This window comes from Helicobacter pylori, assembly GCF_003636935.1.
Taxonomy (GTDB): Bacteria; Campylobacterota; Campylobacteria; order Campylobacterales; family Helicobacteraceae; genus Helicobacter; species Helicobacter pylori_CH.
Genome location: NZ_MVVH01000003.1, coordinates 133,013 through 155,407 on the forward strand (window position 1 = coordinate 133,013; position 22,395 = coordinate 155,407).

Sequence of the window (22,395 nt, forward strand, 5' to 3'; positions counted from 1 at the left end):
CTACTTCTTATTCATTTCTAAAGCTTTTCTTCTTTCTTCAAGCTCTTTTTCATCTCTTTCTTGATGTTCTCTCGCTCTTTGTTCAAATTCTTTTGCTCTTTGTTCGGCTTTAGCTTTTTTCTTTTCTTCTTTCAAGCGGCGTTTTTCTTCTTTAGGACTGAGTTTTGGCGCTTCTTTAAAAGCGTTACTCTCTTTTGAAACAGGAGCGTTTTCTGTGCCTTTTTCATTACCCTCTTTTAAAGCAGGAGCGTTTTTGTTTTCTTGATTTTCTTTTATGCCTTTTTGGATAGCGTTATTTTGATTGTTAGCAGGCTCCATATCGTGCCTTCTGGTTTTAACTTCTTCTTCTTCAAACCCGCTATTTCTTGGCTTAACTTTGTTTTCTTCTAAAGGCTTTTCTTTAGCTTTATGCCTTTCTTGCAAGTAAATAGGAGCGTTCCCCTTTTCGCCTTTTTGAGATTTTTTAGATGCCGATTTTTCCACAACGGGATAAAGTTTTGGTTTAAAATCATTATAATCTAAATAGTAGCGATCATAATACACCCGATTTTTATCATAAAACACCCCTTTATCCAAACGATTGGATGAAAAAAACTTAAAACTGCCTATAGTTGGCGTTTTATAGACATTATACGAATCAAAATCATTCAAATCCACCTCTATCACATACCCGCGCTTTTCTAAAGAATACAATTTATTATGGTTTAATACAATCGTGTTGAGCGAAGCAAAGGGCAGTTTCACGCTGTTTAATTCCCTCAAACTCTTATCCATTTGCAAAATCTGCCCGTCTAAAGTCAGCACGTATAAAGTCCCCTTATCATAAAGCAAATCTATAATATCCCCATCATAGTTGAACTCTTGACCGCTCACGACTGAGAGTATTCTTTTTCCTGTAGAAGCGATCATGTTATTGCCATCTACGATAAGGTAAGTGATATTGTTAAAAAACTTATCGCTGCTGATAACAATGTTTCTAATAGGCGTAGGGTTTCCATGCACATAATCCACGACCAACAAACGCCCATCTAGCATAGGGAATACCACGACCGTATCCATAAAAATAGGCATCGCCATCAAAGAATTGATCGTGGTGCTTGGGGAACCTTTCTCGCTAAAAAGCAACTTTTGAGAAGTGATGTCGTATAAATTCGCTGAATTGTCCGCTAACACCACCGCTAAAAGATTCCCTTTAACGCTCGCACTCAAGGCAAAAGTCTCCAAAGGAATAACGATAGATTGTTGGCTGGCGTTAGGGTTATTGCTAATCAATTCCACTTGATGACAGACTTTATCTTGGACTTCCGCTTCAACGCCCTTTAATTTCAATTCCGTTTCTTCAGTCTTAGCCACCTTGCTTTTGCTTGTTTTTTTATCAATCTTATTCAAGCAATCTTGCGCAAGAATAAAAAACCCTTGACTCTCATTTAAAAAACTGCTTTCATAATTGAAATTCTTACCGATTCTTAGCTGTGTCAAACCTTTATCGCCTATCACCGCTCCGTTTTTCAAAATCGCTCCATAACGATTGGACGAAACGATACTTTCTTGCAAATGGTTAGGGAAATACGCTTCGCCTTTAACTTGGTGTTTAGCGGGTTTGAAGTATTTTCTCATGTTACAGCCGCTAAAGGCAATTAGGGCTATGAGTAAGATTAAAAATGGTCTGTTCATCAAATCAATGCGTTCCTTGAATGGTTTCTTTCTTTAGATTGGTTGGTTTGGAAGGGTTTTGCTGAATATCTTCTAACATTCCATAATGTTTTAAAACAGAGATTATAGCATAGAGTGAAGAACTTAGAGGGATAGTGGATAAACTTTGATGCGCTTTTTTAATTGCGTCTTTAGAATTTTCTTCATACAATAAATCCACCGCTTGCAAAGCGCTCATTTCTTTAAGAATGGGGCTTTTTTCAAGCAAGTTTTTATCTCTAGAGAGCGATGCGTAAGAATACTCTGCAAAAGTTTTAACGATTTCATTAGAAGATTGCGAAAGTTTTTTAAACTCGTTTGCATCGTTCCTCTCGCTCGCTCTAGCGAATTGATACAAATCATACAGCTCTGGGGCGACTTCTTTTAATTTTTTTTGCAAGGCTATATTATTAGGGCTCTCTAACACTTGATTATAAATTTGAGTGATTCTCTCTCTCGTTTGCTCATGCTTATAATCTTGTAATTTTGTATCCCCTAAATAAGCGATAAAAGCCACCACGATAAACAACAACACCCACTTGTAGCGTTTGAAAAACTTTTCTAATCTAAACGCTCCCTCTAAAAGCTTTTCATCGCTTTTAAATTCGTTTCTAACTTGCTCTAAATTTTCCTTAATGTTCATGCCTTGCTCACTCCTGTGCTGCCAAACCCCCCGCTACCCCTTGAAGTTTCATCTAATTGTTCGCATTCTATAAATTCGGCTTTATAAGTTTTTTGAACCACCCCTTGAGCGATCCTATCCCCTACTTGAACTTTAAAATCTTTATCGCTCAAATTCGCTAAAATGACCTTAATTTCGCCCCTATAATCATTATCCACCGTGCCAGGAGAATTTAACACCATCACCTGATGATTCAACGCCAAACCGCTACGGGTGCGCACTTGTAATTCATACCCCACTTCTAAAGACAAACAAATCCCTATTTTCACCAACCCCACGCTATGAGATTTGATCATTACTTCTTCTACCGCATGCAAATCAAAGCCTGAAGAACCCTCGGTTTGGTATTCAGGGATAAGGGCGTTTGGGTGGATTTTTTGGATTTTAATTTTCATCAAAACAAATCTCTTTATAATAAATGTCTAAAATTTCAAAATCGCTCTCGCCATTGGGTAATTGAATGCTCACCGCATCGCCCTTGCTCTTACCGATCAAACTCTTAGCGATCGGCGAACCAAAAGAGATTAACCCTTTAGCCGGATCGCTCTCCACGCTCCCTACTATCGTATAAGAAAACTCTTTATCGTTATCCAAATTAAGGATTTTGATCGTGCTGCCAAAACTCACTTTATTATGGGCTAAAACGCTCGGATCAATCACTTGAGCGTTAGAAATAATCTCGCTCAAATCCACGATTCTCGCTTCAATGAAGCGTTGTTTTTCTTTAGCGGCATGGTATTCAGCGTTTTCTTTCAAGTCCCCATGCCCTCTAGCAATATCAATTTCTTTCACAATATTAGGCCGTTCCACCTCTTTTAATTGCTTCAATTCCGCGCAAATCTTATTGTATCCATGCATGCTCATAGGTTCTTTATTCATTTAATCTCCTAAGCTTACTCAAGCAGAGATTATAATAAAAATTAAGTTAAATTCAGCAAAAAAGCCATCTCTTTGGCGACTTTTCTCGCGCTCCCACTGGCTAAATATTCCCTTAATCTCAAACTTTCTTTAAAATAGCGCTCTCTATCCATTTCCTTATACGCTTTCAACAAACCCTCCACGCTCAAAAAATGCTGGATCAATTCTGGGTGTAACTGACTCTCCCCAAGCCCTGGAGTTTCATCATTTAAGGCGTTATAAAAGATATTCGCTAAACCTATGTAATGCAAATTGACAAACATTCTAGCGATCAAAAAATCCATCGTTTTAGCCCTATACGCCAACACAAAAGGCGTGCCAATCAAAGCGGCCTCTAAAGTCGCTGTGCCGCTGCAAATGAACGCAAACTCCGCTTCAAACAAACTCTTATGCGCATCATAAGAAATTTCAAATAATTCAATGTCTTCTCCATAAAGAGCTTTTAAATCCAACCCCTTAAAGAAACTCGGCACCACTAACACACGCCTTTTAAACCCTTCGTTTTGTTCTAAAATTTGAGCCACTTTGACAAACAAAGGGAACATTTTAGCGATTTCGCTTTTCCTACTTCCTGGCATAAACACTAGAGTTTCGCCCTTAATATCTTTTTTATAGTATTTAATTTCATCTAATAAAGGGTGTCCTACATATTGGGCTTTTTTTTGGTAATAGCCCACTTCAAAAGGTAAAATCGCTCCCAAAAAATCGCAGTATTTTTCAAGGCTTTTAGCGCGCCATTTTTTCCATGCCCAAACTTGCGGTAAAATATAATACATGATTTTTTTATGCGGGTCTTGTTTTTTGATTTTTTTGGCTAGGGGGATATTGAAAGAAGAAGAATCCATTAAAAGCACCATATCCGCTTGTTTGGCTAATTGGACCATTTCTTTATGGGCTTTGAGTAAAAACCCTAAACGGCCTATCACATCTCTAAAACCCATGACAGAAAATTCCCTAGGGCTATAAAGCGCGCCTTTCCCTTCAAACACGCCAATGAAACGATAATCTTTAGGCAAATTGCGCCGTAACTCCTCTAAATGAATATTAGAGCTCGCTTCTAAAGCGCTCACTAAAATCGTGGGCATTATTTGTCTTTCAAAAGGTTTTGGACTTGATAGAGCTTGATTTCTTTATGCAAATCCCTTAATTCAATTTTGAGTAGCGAATTTTCAAAATCTTTCTTAGAGAGATGGTTTTTTAAAAGCCTGTTTTCGCGCAAAACACTGCGGTATTGCAAATAAATCCCTTCATTGAACAAACGCTTGCATGGTTTAGCTTTCATCACTTGATTATCCTTAGTGTAAACCTCCACTTCTTCAAGGGCTTTAGGGAAAATCCATTCTTCTCCTGTGTTTTGTGTTTCTTTGTTTAAGCGGGAATTTTCTTTTTCTAATTTTTTTTGATAGATTTCTTGCTTCAAACCTTTTAAGGCGCTTTTTTTCTTACGCAAGATTTCTTGGACTTGCTTCAATTCTAAACGGATTTTTTTTAAAACTCCTCTAGTGTCTTCAATTTCTTGCTGGTAAGCGTTCAATTCTTCTTGCATCGGTTTTTATTCCGCTAACATTTCTAAAGACAACAAACGCATTTCATTGCCTTGAGCGATAACGACATTCTTGCTGTGGCATTTCTCACACACCCCATAATCTAGGGCGTTAGGCTTAAAAACATGCGAGCAATCCTTACATTCTAATTCAACCTTTTCATCTACAATGTCTAAAATAGCGTCTTTACACACCAAAGATTCTTCTCTAAAAGTCTCAAACGCGCTCACAAACAAGCTCTTATCCATAGCGCTTCTTTCGCCAATACCGACCACGACTCTTTCAATCTTATGGGCTTGATTTTTCTTCGCATGCTCTTCGCAAAGAGCGATTAAAGAAGAAACGACCGAGTATTCATGCATACTAAACCTTAATCTTTAAATTAGCCCCTATTATATTGTATTAGAGTAATCCTTTGGTTTATTGCTTAAGATTCAATAGGGTGTTAAGGATTTGATCGGATGTGGTTACCGCTTTAGAGTTCGCTTGAAACCCCCTTTGAACCACAATCAAATTCGTTAAACTCCGGCTCAAATCCACATTACTAGACTCCAGTTTGGATCCTGAAATTGAACCCCTACGCCCCGTATTAGCCGCACCGATTAAGGCTTGCCCTGAGTTTCCGGTTTGAGAAAAGACATTCCCGCCTAAAGCCTGTAAGCCTGCATCGTTAGCGAAATTCGCTAAAGCCACTTGAGCGAGCGCTAAAGTCCTGCCATTGCTGAACGCTCCTAAAAGCACCCCATCTGAATCAAAGCGGACATCCATCAAATCGCCCGCTTGATAGCCGTTTTGCTCAATCGCGTAAGTTTCAGAAATCTTATCCACGCTTGTTAGCCCATCAAAGCTCCCTGAAGAACCAAAGGCTAAATTGATGCGTTGAGGGGCATCAGCACCATTTTTAGGGTCAAATTGCAAAAGAGGCGGATTCATGCCTGCAAGCGATCCGTCGTTATTAAAATGCAAACGGCCTCCTTCAAACACATTAGGTCTAGCCGCCGATCCCCCTACTAATTCCCCAGGCTCAGGCACGATCACTCTAAAATTCCATTCCGCTCCCCCACTCCTATAAAACTCAATGCGCATGGCGTGTTTAGTACCTAAGCTGTCTATCACATCAATGCTTGTCGCATGCGTAGCGTGGGTGAATTTAGAACTGCTCGCTGACGCTCCCCCCTCAATCAAAGAAGCGGTGTTAAGCCCTTTCATCGCGTTTTTAAACAAAACATTGTTCGTTACGCTGTCTGAAGAATACCCGCTCACAAAGATATTAAGATTTTCTTTAATGACATTTTTATTGTCTTTATTATTGATTTCAAACATGCCGTATTGGTTGATTGTAACCCCCACAGAAGCCGCTGAGTCCTGGTAATTGTCCGCTAAACTAGGATCTTTAACGATATTAGCGTCATGCTGGATTAAGGCGCGCAAGTCTTCAGTGGTCCTAAACTGCCCAATATCCGCATTAGGGCTGATAGAATGCGTGTAGCTGTATTTGAAAGCCGTTACATCTTTATCGCCGTCTAAAAAGTTAGCGAACGCTCCGGTCCCGGCTTGAGTAACCACAATGTTTTTAAGCTTTTCGTCGCCGTCTAACTCATTGGTGTTTTCCAAACGCAATTGCTTGCCGTCCAAATAAGCTTCAATCCCTGTTTGGCTTTTGACTGCATTGATCGCGTTTTTAGCTGCCACTAAGCTTGAAGTCCGGCTCACCGCTGAATCGTTCGTGAAAGAAATCTTAACCCCATTCAATTCAAGCGTGCTGTTTTCTGCAGAAGGGAGGATGTCTTTGACCATTTTTGCGCTTTTATAGCTCACCCAAATCCCTTGATTTTCATTCAATAAAAGAGCGTCGCCATCTTCATTGTATAAAGAGCCCATGTCTTCGGCGACTTGAGCTAGATTCGTGCCTGAATCATACACCGGATTAATGCCATCTGAAGGAGTTTTAGCCGAAGAATCCAAAGCGAATATCGCCGCTGTTTGATCGGCATGCCTTCCAGCGTTTAAATTCGCCCTCATAGAAATGCGGTTACTCGCTCTAGCTGGCATCACCATTCCTGGATCAATTCTAATGTTTTCTAAAGGGCCGGTGTTATCCACTTTTAAAGCGTCCGTATCGCTCCCTTTATTGCCGGTATCGCTCCCGTTTCTCACCCACCCTTGTACCACAAGCCCGCCGGTGGTAACCAAACTCCCTTGCGAGTCAAAAAGAAACTCCCCATCTCTAGTGAAATTGCGCGTGATCCCCCTATCAGGGCTAATGATAAAAAAGCCATCGCCTTGAATCGCTAGATCGGTTTTGACATCTGTGTTTTGGATATTGCCTTGTGAAAAGATTTTAGTCGTCGCATCCACGCCTACCCCAAGCCCCACAGAAAAGTCATTCTGCCCTGCCAACCCGTTTTTATAGGGCGCGGTAGCGATGAGTTTGACTTGAGAGAGCATATCCACAAAAGAAGCCCTAGAATATTTAAACCCAGTGGTATTCACATTCGCAATATTGTTACTCTCAATATCCAAAGCGATTTGATGGGCTTGCATCCCATTGACACCAGACCATAAAGACCTAAGCATGGTTATCCTTTAATTTAAAGAAATTCAATCTGTACAAAATAAAGCAAAAGTTGTTCCTAAATAGCTTTTTAGAACGATTGGTTGCGGATTTTAAAGTTTTGTTAACAAAAAAAATCAGTCAAATTCATAAGGAAATAGGGGGTTTTGCAACACCACCCCCATAACGCTTTTTAAAGGTTATCGCTCAAGCTTAAGAATCTAACTCGCTCTAGTGCAAAATCGCGCATTCATGATCTTGAATCTCTTCGGCTGAAGCGCGATTTAAAGTCAATGGGTTAAATTGTGTCGCTAGCAAAACAAAGGAGTTATCGCTTTGTTGCACCACCGCTAAGCCATAGTCCCCCATGCGTTTGTGCGCGTTAGGCACTTCTTTATTAAGCATGACAAACGGGCTTTTTTGCGCTAGTTCGCTCTCTGTTACCCGACGCGCCAAATATTTATGCCCGTTCAAGCCACCTGATAATGGCGACCAACGGCTGTTGATTTTTTTTAGATGATTGTCCAGTTGTTTGCGTGCATCAAGGCTAATGCAAGAGATATGGATGTGAAAATGGTTTTGCGATCGCCCTTTGCTGGAGTTAATCGTCAAAGAAATCGCATAATCAGGAATGGGTTTGCCGTATTTTTTACTCATAAAATCGCGTACTTGCCATGATAGGTAAAAAAAGTTAGGCGTAGAGGGATCAAGCAGCAAAGGGTTTTCAATACCGCTAATGTGAGTTGTTGGCATCAACAAATATTGCAATGGGCCGTTAATATCTTTTAAAACCACATAGCCGGCATCGGGTTTGACTTCTATGCATGGCGAAGGATTTTGATTTTTCTCATAATTGGGCAAACATTTCTCAAAAACAATCTTACGCAACACATTTGGATCTTTAGCGTTTAAACTCATAACAGCGATAGCCACCACTAAAAAAAGAAAGCCCGCTTTTTTCATCTTTTTTGCTCCTTGTTTTTTGATGAGAGTTTTTGCAAACCCTCTTGTTATTTTTCTACAATAGCGGTTAAAATCTTTAATCATTATAATTATTTTAATGAATTTTGACTTATTGGTAACATTTAGTAACCTATTTTTAGAAAGAGCTTTTTGAACATTCACTAGCTAAAGAGAACTTAAAAAATAATCAAAGGCATTTTTTAAAATAAACATAACAAAATAGCTTGCGCTAAGCAGGCGATAATTTTTCACCATGCGATCTTATGGGGTTGATACTTATCACAATAAAGCATTTTATAACCTTGATTTAGGTAATATCATCACACTAATACCACAATAAGGACGATTATCATGCAAGATTTACCCCCATGTCCTAAATGCAACGATGCCTACACCTACCATGATGGCACACAACTGGTTTGCTCTAGCTGTTTGTATGAGTGGAATGAAAATGAAGCTAATGATGAAGAATTAATCGTTAAAGATTGCCACAATAATCTTTTACAAAATGGGGACTCGGTCATTCTCATTAAGGATTTAAAGGTTAAAGGTTCATCTTTAGTGCTTAAAAAAGGCACCAAAATCAAAAATATCAAGCTTGTCAATAGCGATCACAATGTGGATTGTAAAGTGGAAGGGCAGAGTTTGTCTTTAAAATCTGAATTCCTCAAAAAAGCTTAGGAAAATACAAAAGCTTAAGAAAAGCTTAGTGGTTTTTTGAGCTTGTAAAAATCATTTTTTAGAAAAAATCAACTTATCCAGCTTGAAAAAAATCACCGCTCCAATGGTTTGCCCCAAGAAAAGATTGAGCCACAACGGAAAATTGAAATAATAAAAAACCTCCATAAAAGGTAGCATCACCAACGCACTCAACATCCATCTAAGCCAATAAACCAAAAACAGCTTAGAAGCGTATTCTGTGCCAAGTTTCTTAAAAAATTCTCGCATAAAGACAACCCTTTAAACCCTTTTTGCAAACTCTCCCTAAAAAGGAAAGCCCGCTATCAAGGAATATTCCTAAATCTCATGCCTTTAGACAATCGTATAGGACACTCTTTTTTCAAAAAGTTTGCTCTCGTAATTGCCTAAATCCCTACCATCTACAAGGGCAAAGGTATCGCCAAAAGTCGCCAACAAGGCAGTATCTAATTGCATGTCCTTATGACGATTCAACGGGATAAAGACTTCCTTGTGGTTATTTTGAAAATCAAACGCTAGAAATGAATCTTTCAAATACACTTCTACCCTAGAAGCGTTTTTCACTACGCTGTTTTGAGCCAATTTCAAGCCTTGCACTTCAGCACTTTTAATCCCGCACGCATGGCATAAGGACACAAACATGCTCTCTTGTGAAATGGTTGCAAACCAAGGCAAACTATCTCGTTTAGGCAAATTTTCTTTACCCTCTAGAGCCTTTTGTCTCTTAGGCATCTCATGCTTGATGAACGCATAAAAATTGCGAACGCTTTCTTTAGGGGTTGTTCCCTTGAGCTGGTTGGCAATGTTAGCCACGCTCGCATCGTCTCTTTCATAACGCCCCATTGCTACAAAATCGCTCGTTTCAAACAAACGCTCATTCAATTGATAGCTAGCGATTTCATAAGACAAATGGACTTGCTTTTTTTGAGCGCTTTTTAAAAAATCCACTTGCAAATAAGGCACTCCAAAATTGAGCATGCTTTCATAGCTAGCATGGTTGCCTTGTAAATGCACATTGCTCGCTACAACACTCGGCATGGGAATGAAAAGTGAAGTGTGTTCTGCAGAATCAAAATCAATGCTGTACTCAGCCTCTATTTTATATTTTTTTGCAACACTCCCTTTGCTTTCTTCTGCCTGCAAAATCTGTGCTCCTAAAACAGCACCTGTAGCGCCTAAAGCAGTCGTTTTAATAAAATCCCTTCGTTTCATAACTATAACTCTTTATTGTAATTTTTAAATTCGTTGAATGAATGAAAAAGTAGGACACACCACCAAAGGATTGATGGGTATCCAAAAACCTAAATTTTGAAAGACAAAGCGTTCCTAAAAAATAAGAACGCTCAAAGAAAAGGGTTACTTTTTCTTTTTTGTGTGGTGCATGTCTTTTGCGTGCATGTCTTTCATCATTTTTTGGTGTTTTTCAAGAGCTTTTTTAACTCCCTCAGCGTATTTGGGGTCAGCTTTCTTGAAATGCTCCAATTGTTTATCCACAATTTCCTTATGGGTAACATGAGCTAAAGACTCTCCAATAGTGTCATGCAACCTTTCTTTTTCATCAGCTGGCAATGAGCGGTAGTAATCACCTGGTTGGGTGTAGTAATCGCTATCATCAGCTCTGTAATCCCAATTCCACACTTCAAACTCTTTTTCAATATGAGCTAAGTTGAACTTAGGATCCCTAGCACTCTTATCTTCTTTATAGCCAGGCAATGAGCTAGGCGTATAGTTTTGTAAAGAGCCATAATACCCGTTTTGCATGTAACCATCTCTGCTAGAAGAGTGGAATGGGCATCTTGGCCTGTTAACCGGTATCTGAGGATAATTAACCCCTAAGCGGTAGCGGTGTGTGTCCCCATAAGAGAACAAGCGCCCTTGTAACATCCTATCAGGGCTATAGCCAATTCCAGGAACGACATTAGCCGGAGTGAATGCCGCTTGCTCCACTTCTGCGAAATAGTTTTCAGGATTCTTATTCAACTCTACAATGCCCACTTCCATCAACGGATAATCTTGGAGATACCAAATTTTAGTTACATCAAACGGATGGAATCGATACTTCTTAGCGTCCTCTTCTGGCATCACTTGAATGCTTAATTTCCATTTTGGGAAATCCCCTCTAGCGATCGCATCGAATAAATCCCTTTGATTGGAATCGGGATCATGCTTTCTGATTTCTGCGGCTTCTTCGTTAGTCAAGTGCTTAACGCCTTGCATGGTGTGAAAGTGGAATTTCACCCAAAAGCGTTCGCCTTTAGCGTTGATAAGACTGAAAGTGTGGCTACCAAAACCATCCATGTGGCGGAAAGATTTAGGAATACCTCTATCGCTCATAACCCATGTGACTTGATACAAGCTTTCAGGAACATTGCTCCAAAAATCCCACACCATATCGTGGTTAGGCAAATTGGTTTGAGGGTCTCGTTTTTGAGTGTGGATGAAATCAGGGAATTTGATCGCATCACGGATAAAGAAAACAGGCGTGTTGTTCCCTACTAAATCCCAGTTACCTTCTTCAGTGTAATACTTCATCGCAAAACCTCTAGGGTCTCTTACCGCATCCGCACTGCCTCTTTCACCAGCCACAGTAGAAAATCTGAAGAAGCATTCTGTTTTTTTGCCCACTTTAGAGAAAATTTTCGCTTTAGTGTATTTAGTGATGTCTTTAGTCACGGTGAAAGTGCCATAAGCTCCGCTTCCTTTAGCATGCACGACCCTTTCAGGAATCCTTTCTCTGTCAAACGCCGCTAACTTTTCCAAAAACCAAGTGCTTTGTAATAAAACAGGACCTCTAGGGCCAGCCGTAATCACATTGTTGTCATCCCAAACGGGAGCGCCAAAAGCAGTGGTTTGTTTCACTTCTTTATTAACCATCTTTTTTCCTTTTATGATTTTAAATCTTCGTAATATGGCACTAGGCCAATTACTTGTGGTGATTATTACATAATTTGTTATACAAAGACTAACAAGATTCAATTTCCTTAAAAAATCTTTTTTTTAAGAATAAAAAACCCCTTTAAGTATTTCTATTTGTAACAATTAATGAAAATAAGAAAAAAGATTAAAAACAAAATTTTATTTTTAATCTGGTTTTAATAATAATTATCATACTATTCTATCTCAATGCATTGATTGACTTTGTTTTTTTTTTTTTGATTTTTATTTTTTAAATTTTTAAATTAAGGAGAATTGTTGGATGTTTTTAAGATCATACCCAAAGCTTAGATACGCTTTATGTTTCCCCCTACTCACTGATATTTGTTATAGCGAGGAGCGTACTTTAAATAAGGTTACCACCCAAGCCAAAAGGATTTTCACTTACAACAATGAATTTAAAGTAACCTCTAAAGAATTGGATCAACGCCAAAGCAATGAAGTCAAAGACCTGTTTAGAACTAACCCTGATGTGAATGTGGGCGGAGGGAGCGTGATGGGGCAGAAAATCTATGTGAGGGGCGTTGAAGACAGGCTTTTAAGGGTTACGGTGGATGGGGCTGCGCAAAATGGCAATATCTACCACCACCAAGGCAATACCGTGATTGACCCTGGCATGCTCAAAAGCGTGGAAGTTACCAAAGGATCAGCGAATGCGAGCGCAGGACCAGGAGCGATTGCAGGAGTGATTAAAATGGAGACTAAAGGAGCGGCTGATTTTATCCCTAGGGGGAAAAATTATGCGGCGAGTGGGGCGGTGAGTTTTTATACCAATTTTGGCGATCGAGAGACTTTTAGATCGGCTTACAAAAGCGCGCATTTTGATATTATCGCTTACTACACGCACCAAAATATTTTCTATTATAGAAGCGGCGCTACAGCGATGAAAAACCTTTTCCATCCCACACAAGCCGATAAAGAGCCAGGAACCCCTAGCGAACAAAACAACGCTTTAGTTAAAATGAATGGTTATTTGAGTGACAGAGACACGCTCACTTTCAGCTGGAACATGACACGAGATAACGCTACACGCCCTTTAAGGAGTAACGCTATAGGGTTAGCCTATCCTTGTGAAGCCCCTTTTAGCCCTGATGGCGATCAAGGGTGTCCTAATGTGTTAGATAGTTTCACCAGATACATGTATCACTCTGTTAATAGCGCAAACAATCTTTCCTTACAATACAAAAGGGAAGCGGGTAATTCTTTTGGCGACCCACGATTGGATTTTACCCTTTATACAAGCATCAGGAACGCTCAGTTTGATCCTCTATTTGATCCTAATGACGTTTATGCCAAATTCCCCACTTCTTTAGCGAGTGCATGGGAAAAAGAAAATTACCCATGCGTTGAAGGCGGGTATTGCACCCCAAGCTTTTCAGATGTGGATAAACCAAGCTCACAGCCTAGGAATTTGTTTTTAAACAATACCGGCTTAAACCTCAAAGTTGCGCATGTGATTGATGAAGCCACAGACAGCCTTTTTGAATACGGATTCAACTACCAAAATTTAAGCGTTTTTGACGCTCGTATCCCCAAATCAGAATTATACAGGCCCAATCAAGTCTATACTGATGATAAAGGGCAAAAACAAATCGCTTGCTCTCTTGTGGATAATAACCCTAATGACCCTACGCTATGCCAAAGAGGGAAAGCCAATGGGAATATTTATGGAGGCTATGTGCAAGCGAATTACTCGCCTCATAAAATCATCACTTTTGGAGCCGGGGTAAGGTGGGATGCATACACGCTTTATGATAAAGACTGGAACCACCGCTACACTCAAGGCTTTAGCCCTAGCGCAGCTCTTGTGATAAGCCCCATTGAGCCTTTATCTTTAAAAATCACTTATTCTCAAGTTACAAGGGGGGTTATGCCAGGAGATGGCGTGTATATGCGCCAAAACGATTTGCGATACGCTAAAAATATCAAGCCTGAAGTGGGCTCTAACGCTGAATTTAATATTGATTATTCAAGCCAGTATTTTAGCGGGAGGGCTGCGGCGTTTTATCAAGCCTTAGATAATTTCATCTCCCAATACGCGCAAAGTTTAATCGTAACCAATTTGAGTCAAGCGATTCGCATTTATGGCTATGAAGTGGGTGGGACTTTCAAATACAAGGGCGTGAGTTTGAATGTAGGGATCTCGCGCACCTGGCCCACCACTAGGGGGTATTTAATGGCGGACAGCTATGAGCTTGCCGCAAGCACCGGTAACGTTTTTATCATAAAGCTAGATTACACCATCCCCAAAACAGGGATCAATCTTGCATGGCTTAGCCGCTTTGTTACCGGTTTGGATTATTGCGGGTTTGATATTTACTTGCCTGATTACGGGACGGCTGAGAAACCCAAAACCCCTACCGATTTAGCCAAATGCGGATCCCAATTGGGGTTAGTGCATATGCATAAACCGGGCTATGGCGTGAGTAATTTTTATATCAATTGGAGTCCTAAAACCAAAAGCCACTGGAAGGGTTTGCTGCTTTCGGCGGTGTTTAATAATGTTTTCAATAAATTCTATGTGGATCAAACAAGCCCCTATGTCATGAGCCCGGACATGCCAGGCACTGACGCTATTAAAAGAGCGATCGCCGAGCCCGGGTTTAACGCGCGTTTTGAAGTGGCTTACAAATGGTAGTTAGTGGAGCTTTAAGCGTTGCGCATGCGTGATAGCAACGGCTATCGCATCGCTAATATCCAAAGGCTTGATTTCGCTTGTGATGTTAAGCAAGCGTTTGACCATAAAGGCCACTTGCTCTTTAGCGGCTTTCCCGTTACCGGTCAGGGCTTTTTTGACTTGCAAGGGCGTGTATTCGCTGAAATTGCCGATCCTTTCTAAAATCTTTAAGGACAACGCCCCCCTGAATTGCGCGAGCTTGATCACGCTTTTAGGGTTATACCCAAAAAAAATATCTTCAATCGCCACTTCATGCACTTCGTAACGATCCAATAAACAATCTAAGGCTTCTATCAAGTCTAAGATTTGTTCTTGCAAGCGTGTCGTGGTGATATTAATGAACCCGGCCGTGATTAAAGAAAGCTTGTTAGAAGCATGAGAAATGATAGCATACCCGCATTTCCTGCTGCCCGGATCTATTCCTAAAATACGCATCAATCATTCCTATTATTTAATTGCAAGGTTTAAAAAACGCTATTATTATATCCATGTTTCTTGTTAGCGCAAAATACAAGATTGCATTAAAACTTTTAAAAAATTTAGCACATAAATAAGGGAGCAATAAATGAAAGCAAACACGATCATACTAGTGGATTGGGAGAATTTCAGGCGCGATATTAAACAAACAAAATGCGTTAATTATAATATCGCTTTAGATGTGATCGTTACTATCAGGGCTTTTTTACTAGATGATGAGAGGATTATTCGTATTTATTTTTATACCACCCCACCCTTTGATTTTGAACATGCGTTATGGGATAAGAGGAACGACACGCTCCAAAATGAAAAAAATCCGGGAACAGAAATGAAAATCTTCACGAGTAGCGACATTGAAGAGATCTTACAAAGCAGTGAAGCGACTAAATGGGAGAAGATTTATAGCGATGTGGAAAATTTCCAACACGATCTCGCTTCATTGGATCAAGTGGAATTGAGATTAGGGAGGACTAAGTTAAACGCAATAAGAGTGGAGTTTGATGGGAGTTATAGGGCGTTATTGGAACAAAAGCAGGTGGATATGCTCATGGGTCTTGACATTCAAAGAATCGCTTTTAAAAAAATAGCTGACAGGATTTTGATATTTTCAAAAGATACGGATCTAATCCCAGCGCTCAAATTAGCCAGAGATGAGGGGCTAAGGGTGGATATTGCCGATTTGTCTAACAGGTTGTCTCTTCTTAGCCAGGACTTGAAATACAATTCGGATAAAGTGAGGAAATTGAGTAGTAACGAAGTCAAAGACAAGCTTTTTTCCATCAGAGAAAGTCTCACTAAAACCAACTGGGCTTAAACTAAACCATAAATAAGGTTACTTCATTTTTAGAGGGTTTAAAAAATCATTTTTTAAAAACTCAGTTATTGGCATTTGATTAAAACAAAGCCAGAATTTTTAAAGGGGTTTTAGGCTTATTTTTCTCATACCGACTAAGTAGGCTTGGGTAATTCATTGCCTTTTTCTTATTCTTTTGTGGTAGGATTGGGGTTATCAAGGTTTAGGGGATTAGTATCTTTCCCCTTGTAATTTGGCGCTAAAGGCGACTCAATTAGCCCATTCCTTGATTTATCCACTTCATAGCTTAATAACCCACTCACTCTTTAATGATTCGCCTTATCCATTATCCTTCTCGCTTCCTCTATGATTTGATTGTAGCTGTTTGATCCGTTTTCCTTTATTGCTCCTTGACTTGTCATTTATGTTAAAGTTTCAAAACATATTAGCCTTATCAAGCATGCCTAGCACTCAGCTCATAACTGATGGTCAATTGCTATTCTTGAGATTTTGCTAATGTTTTTTACAGACTAAACTATCCTTATCATTTCATTTTGTCCATTGTTTTTGATATTAGTTTATTTTTACGCTCGCATTCGCTCAAACTTAAAGGCTCTTTATAATTTTGCTCTCCAATTCTTTATTTTTAATAAATTCTCTTGACTGGTTAAATCTTTTTGCATAGGATCAAAATCATTAAGGTTTGAGATGCTATAGTTGATGCCATCTCTGTAATCGTTAGAGAGTATCGCAACGGTCTCTAACTCCCTTAAAATCTTTTCATCTCTTTCAAACCCTTGTAATCGCATAGCGATCATTTACTGCTTTTTCCGTTTCTCTCTAATAGCTTTTTAATGGCTTCTTTCTAACGCTCTTTTTAGGGGATACTTTAAGGCCGCTCCTGCGGTGGCTTCGTTTAGGGCGTAGCCGCTAAACTAAAAACCTTTTTTAAGAGCGCAGTTGTTGTAAGGCTTCTTTAATCGCTGCTTCTATGCTGAGATTGGGTTTTAGGGTTTTTAACACTTTATTGATTTCAGTGCTTTTAAAGCCCAAACTCTCTAGGGCTAAAAAGACTTCATTGCGCGCAGGTTTATTTTCATCTTGAATGAAAAAGCCAATCAAATCCACCATGATCTTATCAGCGAGTTTTTTGCCAATGCCTGGGACTTGCTGGAGTCTTTTGACTTCTTTAGTGGCGATAATGTTTTCAAATTCATTCGGCGAAAAGCTTGAAAGAATGGCTAAAGCGATACGCCCCCCTACCCCATTGATTTTTAAAAGCCTTTCAAAGAGGATTTTTTCGCTCTCTTCTAAAAACCCGTATAAAAAATGCGCGTCTTCTTTAATCACTTGCAAGATTTTCAAACGCACTTTTTGGCCCGCTTGAAGCAAAGCAGAAGTGCGCATAGAAACTTGCACCCCATAAACAACCCCTTGCACTTCTATATGCACTTCTAAAGCGGAGATTTTTTCCACAACCCCTATCAAACCCACTATCATTTTTGTCTCTTTCTTATGATTTAGCCTTTTTTAGCGCTTTTTAGGGACTTTTTTGATTTTATGATCTTCATAGATCACATCCACGCTTTCATTATGGCTTAACATGGCGGTTGAATTACTCACTTTGGGGTAATTGCGATGGTAGATCACGATATTTTCTTGCTTGAAAGGGTTTTTAGTCATAATGCTTGCATGCTGGAAGCTGTTTTCTATGCTGATGAGTTTAGCGTAGCATTCGTTATTGATTTTTTGCAATTCTAACATTTGAGCTTTTAGGATTTTCAAACGCTTCAAAGCAAACATAAACTCGCTATAAGCGTCTTTCACGCTTTCTTGTTGCATTAAAGAGCGTTTGATTTCTTCAGTGGCGTTTTTAAGCTTTTCCATGATGGCTTGATGGTTTTTGACCAAGTGGTTTAAGGACTGGTGCTGAGCGATGATTTTTTTGGATTTTAACCCTAACGCATTGAGTTTTTGTTTAGCAATCTTCAATTCTTCTTGGTTTTCTCGCCCCCCAAAAGCGTAAAAAATAAAGCGGTTGCCATTGCCGTCCACCTCATCAATCAAACATTGCTTGGAAAAATACAGCTTGTTATCGCTTTTGAGCTTTTCTAAAGCGATTTCTTTCGCATAGACCACGCTCCCCGCGCTCGCTTCCACTTTAACGCTATTGGCATACACTTTAGCGCGCTCCAAATACTTGCACTCAAACTCTTTAGCGTAGCACACGCCCTTATGGTTAGTGATACGCGCTTTATTGGCATAGACATAGCTTTCAGGGTGGATTTGCCCCTCTATAATAATTTCTTTAGCCACTAAGATCACATTCTTGCCCACATTACCCTTAATGTTAATCGCGCTCGCTTCTAAAATGAGGTTAGAATCAATCGCATCGCTCAATTCGTCTTTAGCTTGAATCTCTAAAACTAGCCCGCTTTCCACTCCCCCTAAAAGATTAGGCGTTTCAATGGACTTGATCCCGTTTTTAAAAATAAAATTTTGCTTAGAAACCAAACGCCCTTTTTCCATTTTAACCCCTTGTAAGGCTTTGGAGTAATACACTAAAGCGTTATTTTCTTCTCTTTCTTCAAAAGCGTTTTTGTCATGCCCTATAGGGGTGGGCGAATTAGCAACTTTAGGCAATTCAATATAAAGGCCTTTAAGGTTACGGCCATCTCTACCTTGTTTGGGGTAACTCACCCAAGCGACTTTTTGATTTTCTTTAGCGATATAGTAATTTTCTTTAACAAAAGATTCTTCTTGATCGCTTAAAAAAATGGTATGCGTTGGAAGGTATTCTTCTTCTAATAAAAAATGGGATTTTTCTTCTGTATTAGGGATAAAAGTTAAAGAAGCGTATAAAATAAAGCGCTTGTTTTGGGCTTCTTTTTGATATTTTCTTAACTCTGTTTTTAAATTTTCATACATTTGTGAAAAATGCCTAAACACCACGCCTTCAAAAGCCAAACGCTCTTTAATATACGCAAACATTTCTTGGTAATACTCTTCAGTGTCTAGGACAATAAAACACTCATCTAAAATGATCTCAATCTTACTCAAATTTTCATCCACTTCCACTTGAAAAAAGCGCTTATAAGCGTTTGATTTGATTTTAATGTCATGGGTTTGATAAAGGGTTAGCTCTTTTTTTTCATAGTATTCATCTTCTTCTAATTGTTGCAATTCCCCACCAAAAGCCTCGCTAAAATCGTCTTTAGCGCTGTTTTTGATAAAAATAGAAGTTTTTAAAATCTCAAACCACAGATCTTCTGTTTGTAATTTATTTTCAGCGGCCGCTTTTTTTAATTCTTTTTGAATGTCTTTACACCGCTCAACTTTTATAGGGGCAAAATGCTCCAGGCTCATTTTTTAATCCTTAAATGGTATAATATAAGAATTTGAAAAAAGAAATATGCTAACAAAAAAACACTGAAAATTAGGTAATAAATACGACTAGTATGCTAAAAAAAATATTTTTAACCAACAGCTTAGGGATTTTATGCTCTAGGATTTTTGGCTTTTTACGGGATTTGATGATGGCTAATATTCTAGGGGCTGGGGTGTATAGCGATATTTTTTTTGTGGCTTTCAAATTGCCTAATCTATTCAGGCGTATTTTTGCGGAGGGCTCTTTTTCTCAAAGCTTTTTACCAAGCTTCATACGAAGCTCTATTAAAGGGAGTTTTGCGGGTTTGGTGGGGCTTATTTTTTGCGGCGTTTTATTGCTATGGTGCTTATTGGTGGCGCTCAATCCCTTATGGCTCACCAAACTCCTAGCTTACGGCTTTAATGAAGAAACAATCAAGCTATGCGCCCCTATTGTAGCGATCAATTTTTGGTATCTTTTATTGGTGTTTATCACCACTTTTTTAGGCACGCTTTTACAATACAAACATAGCTTTTTTGCCAGCGCTTATAGCACAAGCTTACTCAATTTATGCATGATTTTAGCCCTTTTCATTTCTAAAGAAAAAACGCATTTAGAAGCGTTGTATTATGTGAGTTATGGCGTGCTTTTAGGAGGCGTGGCTCAAATTTTATTACACTTTTATCCTTTAATAAAATTGGGCTTATTGAATTTATTATGGAAAGGATTTTTGAGCTTTAAGACCAAAAATGCCGCCAAAAAAAAATACCGCTTCAATCAAGTTAAAAAGGATTTGAAAGCGTTTTTCAAGCAATTCCTCCCCAGCGTTTTAGGCAATTCCAGCACTCAAATCGCTTCTTTTTTAGACACCACAATCGCCTCTTTTTTAGCGAGCGGGAGCATGTCTTATTTGTATTACGCTAATAGAGTCTTCCAGCTCCCTTTAGCCTTATTCGCTATCGCTATCTCTAGCGCCCTTTTCCCTAGCATTGCGATCGCGCTTAAAAATAATAAGCAAGATCTAATCTTACAACGCTTGCAAAAGGCGTGGTTTTTTTTGGTGGGGGTTTTACTTTTTTGCAGCATTGGGGGGATCATGCTAAGCAAAGAAATCACCGAGCTTTTATTTGAAAGGGGGCAATTTAGCCCTAAAGACACTTTAATCACTTCGCAAGTCTTTTCGCTCTATCTTTTAGGCTTGCTCCCTTTTGGGCTAACTAAACTCTTTTCTTTGTGGCTTTATGCGAAATTAGAGCAAAAAAAAGCGGCTAAAATCTCTTTAATTTCGCTTTTTTTAGGTTTAGCGGCTTCTTTGAGTTTAATGCCTTTGTTAGGGGTTTTAGGCTTGGCTTTAGCGAATAGTTTGAGCGGGTTATTTTTATTTGTTTTAACGATCAAAGCGTTTGGCTTTCAATTATTCTTGGGTATAATCAAGAATTTAAAATCATGGCTTGTAATCCTTTTCCTCGCTTGCGTGGAAATCTTATTACTCTTAGCATTCAAATCGTGGGTTACACATTTATATTTATTTTATTATTTTCAAGGTTTTTAAATGTTTATTTATGATACCAAATCAAAACAAAAAGTCCCTTTTGAGCCTTTAGTCCAAAATAAGGCAAATATTTATGTGTGCGGGCCTACGGTGTATGATGACGCTCATTTAGGGCATGCCAGGAGCGCGATTGCCTTTGATTTGTTAAGGCGCACGCTTGAATTGAGCGGCTATGAAGTGATGCTAGTAAGGAATTTCACGGATATTGATGATAAAATCATCAACAAAGCCTTAAAAGAAAACAAAAGCATTCAAGAATTAAGCAGCATTTACATTGAATCTTACACGAGGGATTTGAACGCTTTGAACGTGAAAAAACCCAGCCTAGAGCCTAAAGCGAGCGAGTATTTAGACGCTATGGTGCGCATGATTGAAACGCTTTTAGAAAAAAATTTCGCTTATAGAGTCTCTAATGGGGATATTTATTTAGACACGAGCAAGGATAAAGATTACGGCTCTTTGAGCGTGCATAATAGCAGCGTTGAATTTAGCCGTATTGGTTTGGTGCAAGAAAAACGGCTTGAGCAGGATTTTGTGTTGTGGAAAAGCTATAAAGGGGATAATGATGTGGGCTTTGATAGCCCTTTAGGCAAAGGGCGCCCTGGCTGGCATATAGAATGCTCTAGCATGGTTTTTGAAACTTTAGCGCTCGCTAACACCCCTTATCAAATTGACATCCATGCAGGCGGATCGGATTTGTTATTCCCCCACCATGAAAATGAAGCGTGCCAAACCCGTTGCGCCTTTGGCGTGGAGCTTGCCAAATACTGGATGCACAACGGCTTTGTGAATATCAACAATGAAAAAATGTCTAAAAGTTTAGGGAATAGCTTTTTCATTAAAGACGCCCTGAAAAACTATGATGGCGAAATTTTGCGCAATTACTTACTAGGGGTGCATTATCGCTCTGTTTTGAATTTCAATGAAGAAGACTTGTTAGTGAGTAAAAAACGCTTGGATAAAATCTATCGCTTAAAACAGCGCGTTTTAGGGATTCTTGGAGGAATAAATCCAAACTTTAAAAAAGAAATTTTAGAATGCATGCAAGATGATTTAAATATTTCTAAAGCGTTGAGCGTTTTAGAAAGCATGCTTTCTTCTACGAATGAAAAACTGGATCAAAACCCCAAAAACAAGGCTTTGAAAGGCGAAATTTTAGCGAATTTGAAATTCATAGAAGAACTGCTTGGTATTGGGCTTAAAGACCCTAGCGCGTATTTCCAGTTAGGCGTGAGCGAGAGCGAAAAACAAGACATTGAAAACAAGATAGAAGAAAGAAAACGCGCCAAAGAACAAAAAGATTTTTTAAAAGCCGATAGCATCAGAGAAGAGCTTTTAAACCACAAAATCGCTTTGATGGACACCCCACAAGGCACGATTTGGGAAAAGCTTTTTTAAACGCCTCCAATTTTACCTTTTTACACATTCTAACCAAAATTTTCAGTAAGAGAGGCTTTTTAAGCTTTTCAAATTTTACATTTTTACACATTCTAGCCCAAAATTTCAGCAATTTTACTTTTTAATCCTATGGGTTTTATATTCA

22 protein-coding genes are annotated in these 22,395 nt (G+C 39.1%); 5 read left to right on the plus strand and 17 right to left on the minus strand.

The window, feature by feature from the left end:
* The 9 genes from pgbB to cdh form a co-directional block, all read right to left on the minus strand.
* Positions 1 to 1,674, minus strand: a complete 1,674-nt coding sequence (gene pgbB, locus EAL87_RS03415; protein ID WP_120912991.1) for a plasminogen-binding protein PgbB — start codon at positions 1,672 to 1,674, stop codon at positions 1 to 3.
* A gap of 4 nt (positions 1,675 to 1,678) precedes the next feature.
* Entirely contained in the window at positions 1,679 to 2,335 is a 657-nt protein-coding gene (locus tag EAL87_RS03420; protein ID WP_120912992.1) for a hypothetical protein, read from the minus strand.
* Positions 2,332 to 2,769 (minus strand): dUTP diphosphatase, encoded by a 438-nt coding sequence (dut, locus tag EAL87_RS03425; RefSeq protein ID WP_000694132.1) that lies wholly within the window; start codon positions 2,767 to 2,769, stop codon positions 2,332 to 2,334. The genes EAL87_RS03420 and dut overlap by 4 nt, the downstream gene beginning before the upstream one ends.
* The gene (gene greA, locus EAL87_RS03430; RefSeq protein ID WP_001031335.1) at positions 2,759 to 3,253 is read right to left on the minus strand and encodes a transcription elongation factor GreA; all 495 of its coding nucleotides are present in this window, start codon (positions 3,251 to 3,253) and stop codon (positions 2,759 to 2,761) included. The genes dut and greA overlap by 11 nt, the downstream gene beginning before the upstream one ends.
* A 41-nt stretch (positions 3,254 to 3,294) precedes the next feature.
* Complete coding sequence (gene lpxB / locus EAL87_RS03435) at positions 3,295 to 4,377, minus strand: lipid-A-disaccharide synthase (RefSeq protein WP_120912993.1); 1,083 nt, start codon at positions 4,375 to 4,377, stop codon at positions 3,295 to 3,297.
* Positions 4,377 to 4,838 (minus strand): nickel-binding protein Mua, encoded by a 462-nt coding sequence (gene mua, locus EAL87_RS03440; RefSeq protein WP_120912994.1) that lies wholly within the window; start codon positions 4,836 to 4,838, stop codon positions 4,377 to 4,379. Before mua ends, lpxB begins: the two co-directional genes overlap by 1 nt.
* A gap of 6 nt (positions 4,839 to 4,844) precedes the next feature.
* Positions 4,845 to 5,198, minus strand: coding sequence for a hydrogenase/urease nickel incorporation protein HypA (hypA, locus tag EAL87_RS03445; protein WP_120912995.1), 354 nt, complete (start codon positions 5,196 to 5,198; stop codon positions 4,845 to 4,847).
* Between the two features lie 58 nt (positions 5,199 to 5,256).
* On the minus strand, positions 5,257 to 7,413 hold the full coding sequence (flgE, locus tag EAL87_RS03450; protein WP_097687951.1) for a flagellar hook protein FlgE: 2,157 nt from the start codon (positions 7,411 to 7,413) through the stop codon (positions 5,257 to 5,259).
* A gap of 208 nt (positions 7,414 to 7,621) precedes the next feature.
* Positions 7,622 to 8,437, minus strand: a complete 816-nt coding sequence (gene cdh / locus EAL87_RS03455) for a CDP-diacylglycerol diphosphatase (protein ID WP_240444227.1) — start codon at positions 8,435 to 8,437, stop codon at positions 7,622 to 7,624.
* Between the two features lie 267 nt (positions 8,438 to 8,704).
* On the opposite strand from cdh, the gene EAL87_RS03460 reads away from it, so the two are divergent.
* Entirely contained in the window at positions 8,705 to 9,034 is a 330-nt protein-coding gene (locus EAL87_RS03460; RefSeq protein ID WP_001937592.1) for a zinc ribbon domain-containing protein YjdM, read from the plus strand.
* 51 nt (positions 9,035 to 9,085) lie between these two features.
* On the opposite strand, the gene EAL87_RS03465 is transcribed toward EAL87_RS03460, so the two are convergent.
* The 3 genes from EAL87_RS03465 to EAL87_RS03475 all read right to left on the minus strand — a co-directional run bounded on the left by EAL87_RS03465 (position 9,086) and on the right by EAL87_RS03475 (position 11,926).
* Positions 9,086 to 9,301, minus strand: a complete 216-nt coding sequence (locus tag EAL87_RS03465; protein ID WP_001206523.1) for a hypothetical protein — start codon at positions 9,299 to 9,301, stop codon at positions 9,086 to 9,088.
* Positions 9,302 to 9,385: 84 nt separating this feature from the next.
* Positions 9,386 to 10,264, minus strand: coding sequence for a twin-arginine translocation signal domain-containing protein (locus tag EAL87_RS03470; protein WP_120912997.1), 879 nt, complete (start codon positions 10,262 to 10,264; stop codon positions 9,386 to 9,388).
* 144 nt (positions 10,265 to 10,408) lie between these two features.
* Complete coding sequence (locus EAL87_RS03475; protein WP_120912998.1) at positions 10,409 to 11,926, minus strand: catalase; 1,518 nt, start codon at positions 11,924 to 11,926, stop codon at positions 10,409 to 10,411.
* Positions 11,927 to 12,248: 322 nt separating this feature from the next.
* Here EAL87_RS03475 and EAL87_RS03480 point away from each other — a divergent pair, with 322 nt between their 5' ends.
* Positions 12,249 to 14,624, plus strand: coding sequence for a TonB-dependent receptor (locus EAL87_RS03480; protein ID WP_120912999.1), 2,376 nt, complete (start codon positions 12,249 to 12,251; stop codon positions 14,622 to 14,624).
* Here EAL87_RS03480 and ruvC read toward each other — a convergent pair whose 3' ends face one another.
* A complete protein-coding gene (gene ruvC, locus EAL87_RS03485) occupies positions 14,625 to 15,098 on the minus strand; it encodes a crossover junction endodeoxyribonuclease RuvC (RefSeq protein WP_001221139.1) in 474 nt (157 codons plus the stop codon).
* A gap of 130 nt (positions 15,099 to 15,228) precedes the next feature.
* On the opposite strand from ruvC, the gene EAL87_RS03490 reads away from it, so the two are divergent.
* Complete coding sequence (locus tag EAL87_RS03490; RefSeq protein WP_120913000.1) at positions 15,229 to 15,954, plus strand: NYN domain-containing protein; 726 nt, start codon at positions 15,229 to 15,231, stop codon at positions 15,952 to 15,954.
* A 167-nt stretch (positions 15,955 to 16,121) separates the two neighbouring features.
* Here EAL87_RS03490 and EAL87_RS08330 read toward each other — a convergent pair whose 3' ends face one another.
* The 4 genes from EAL87_RS08330 to EAL87_RS03510 all read right to left on the minus strand — a co-directional run bounded on the left by EAL87_RS08330 (position 16,122) and on the right by EAL87_RS03510 (position 19,299).
* Positions 16,122 to 16,256: a hypothetical protein gene (locus tag EAL87_RS08330; protein WP_258220166.1), complete on the minus strand. Its 135-nt coding sequence runs from the start codon at positions 16,254 to 16,256 to the stop codon at positions 16,122 to 16,124.
* Between the two features lie 294 nt (positions 16,257 to 16,550).
* Entirely contained in the window at positions 16,551 to 16,751 is a 201-nt protein-coding gene (locus tag EAL87_RS03500; RefSeq protein ID WP_120913001.1) for a DUF3519 domain-containing protein, read from the minus strand.
* Between the two features lie 130 nt (positions 16,752 to 16,881).
* Positions 16,882 to 17,433 carry a Holliday junction branch migration protein RuvA gene (gene ruvA / locus EAL87_RS03505; protein ID WP_120913002.1) on the minus strand — a complete coding sequence of 184 codons (552 nt, stop codon included), beginning with the start codon at positions 17,431 to 17,433 and terminating at the stop codon, positions 16,882 to 16,884.
* Positions 17,434 to 17,463: 30 nt separating this feature from the next.
* A complete protein-coding gene (locus tag EAL87_RS03510) occupies positions 17,464 to 19,299 on the minus strand; it encodes a FapA family protein (protein ID WP_120913003.1) in 1,836 nt (611 codons plus the stop codon).
* Positions 19,300 to 19,391: 92 nt separating this feature from the next.
* Between EAL87_RS03510 and murJ the strand changes: the two genes are divergently transcribed.
* Together murJ and cysS are read left to right on the plus strand one after the other, a co-directional pair.
* Entirely contained in the window at positions 19,392 to 20,852 is a 1,461-nt protein-coding gene (murJ, locus tag EAL87_RS03515) for a murein biosynthesis integral membrane protein MurJ (protein WP_120913004.1), read from the plus strand.
* The gene (cysS, locus tag EAL87_RS03520) at positions 20,853 to 22,250 is read left to right on the plus strand and encodes a cysteine--tRNA ligase (RefSeq protein WP_120913005.1); all 1,398 of its coding nucleotides are present in this window, start codon (positions 20,853 to 20,855) and stop codon (positions 22,248 to 22,250) included. It abuts the gene before it with no gap.
* Positions 22,251 to 22,395: the final 145 nt, after the last annotated feature.

Bases quoted from the DNA above. Each gene is read 5' to 3' on its own strand.
- lpxB (WP_120912993.1), bottom strand. From the start codon at position 4,377: ATGCCCACGATTTTAGTGAGCGCTTTAGAAGCGAGCTCTAATATTCAT.
- ruvA (WP_120913002.1), bottom strand. From the start codon at position 17,433: ATGATAGTGGGTTTGATAGGGGTTGTGGAAAAAATCTCCGCTTTAGAA.
- flgE (WP_097687951.1), bottom strand. From the start codon at position 7,413: ATGCTTAGGTCTTTATGGTCTGGTGTCAATGGGATGCAAGCCCATCAA.
- EAL87_RS03465 (WP_001206523.1), bottom strand. From the start codon at position 9,301: ATGCGAGAATTTTTTAAGAAACTTGGCACAGAATACGCTTCTAAGCTG.
- pgbB (WP_120912991.1), bottom strand. From the start codon at position 1,674: ATGAACAGACCATTTTTAATCTTACTCATAGCCCTAATTGCCTTTAGC.
- cdh (WP_240444227.1), bottom strand. From the start codon at position 8,437: ATGATTAAAGATTTTAACCGCTATTGTAGAAAAATAACAAGAGGGTTT.
- EAL87_RS03490 (WP_120913000.1), top strand. From the start codon at position 15,229: ATGAAAGCAAACACGATCATACTAGTGGATTGGGAGAATTTCAGGCGC.
- EAL87_RS03480 (WP_120912999.1), top strand. From the start codon at position 12,249: ATGTTTTTAAGATCATACCCAAAGCTTAGATACGCTTTATGTTTCCCC.
- dut (WP_000694132.1), bottom strand. From the start codon at position 2,769: ATGAAAATTAAAATCCAAAAAATCCACCCAAACGCCCTTATCCCTGAA.
- EAL87_RS03420 (WP_120912992.1), bottom strand. From the start codon at position 2,335: ATGAACATTAAGGAAAATTTAGAGCAAGTTAGAAACGAATTTAAAAGC.
- hypA (WP_120912995.1), bottom strand. From the start codon at position 5,198: ATGCATGAATACTCGGTCGTTTCTTCTTTAATCGCTCTTTGCGAAGAG.
- EAL87_RS03460 (WP_001937592.1), top strand. From the start codon at position 8,705: ATGCAAGATTTACCCCCATGTCCTAAATGCAACGATGCCTACACCTAC.
- EAL87_RS03510 (WP_120913003.1), bottom strand. From the start codon at position 19,299: ATGAGCCTGGAGCATTTTGCCCCTATAAAAGTTGAGCGGTGTAAAGAC.
- mua (WP_120912994.1), bottom strand. From the start codon at position 4,838: ATGCAAGAAGAATTGAACGCTTACCAGCAAGAAATTGAAGACACTAGA.
- murJ (WP_120913004.1), top strand. From the start codon at position 19,392: ATGCTAAAAAAAATATTTTTAACCAACAGCTTAGGGATTTTATGCTCT.
- EAL87_RS03470 (WP_120912997.1), bottom strand. From the start codon at position 10,264: ATGAAACGAAGGGATTTTATTAAAACGACTGCTTTAGGCGCTACAGGT.
- greA (WP_001031335.1), bottom strand. From the start codon at position 3,253: ATGAATAAAGAACCTATGAGCATGCATGGATACAATAAGATTTGCGCG.
- EAL87_RS03475 (WP_120912998.1), bottom strand. From the start codon at position 11,926: ATGGTTAATAAAGAAGTGAAACAAACCACTGCTTTTGGCGCTCCCGTT.
- EAL87_RS03500 (WP_120913001.1), bottom strand. From the start codon at position 16,751: ATGATCGCTATGCGATTACAAGGGTTTGAAAGAGATGAAAAGATTTTA.
- ruvC (WP_001221139.1), bottom strand. From the start codon at position 15,098: ATGCGTATTTTAGGAATAGATCCGGGCAGCAGGAAATGCGGGTATGCT.
- cysS (WP_120913005.1), top strand. From the start codon at position 20,853: ATGTTTATTTATGATACCAAATCAAAACAAAAAGTCCCTTTTGAGCCT.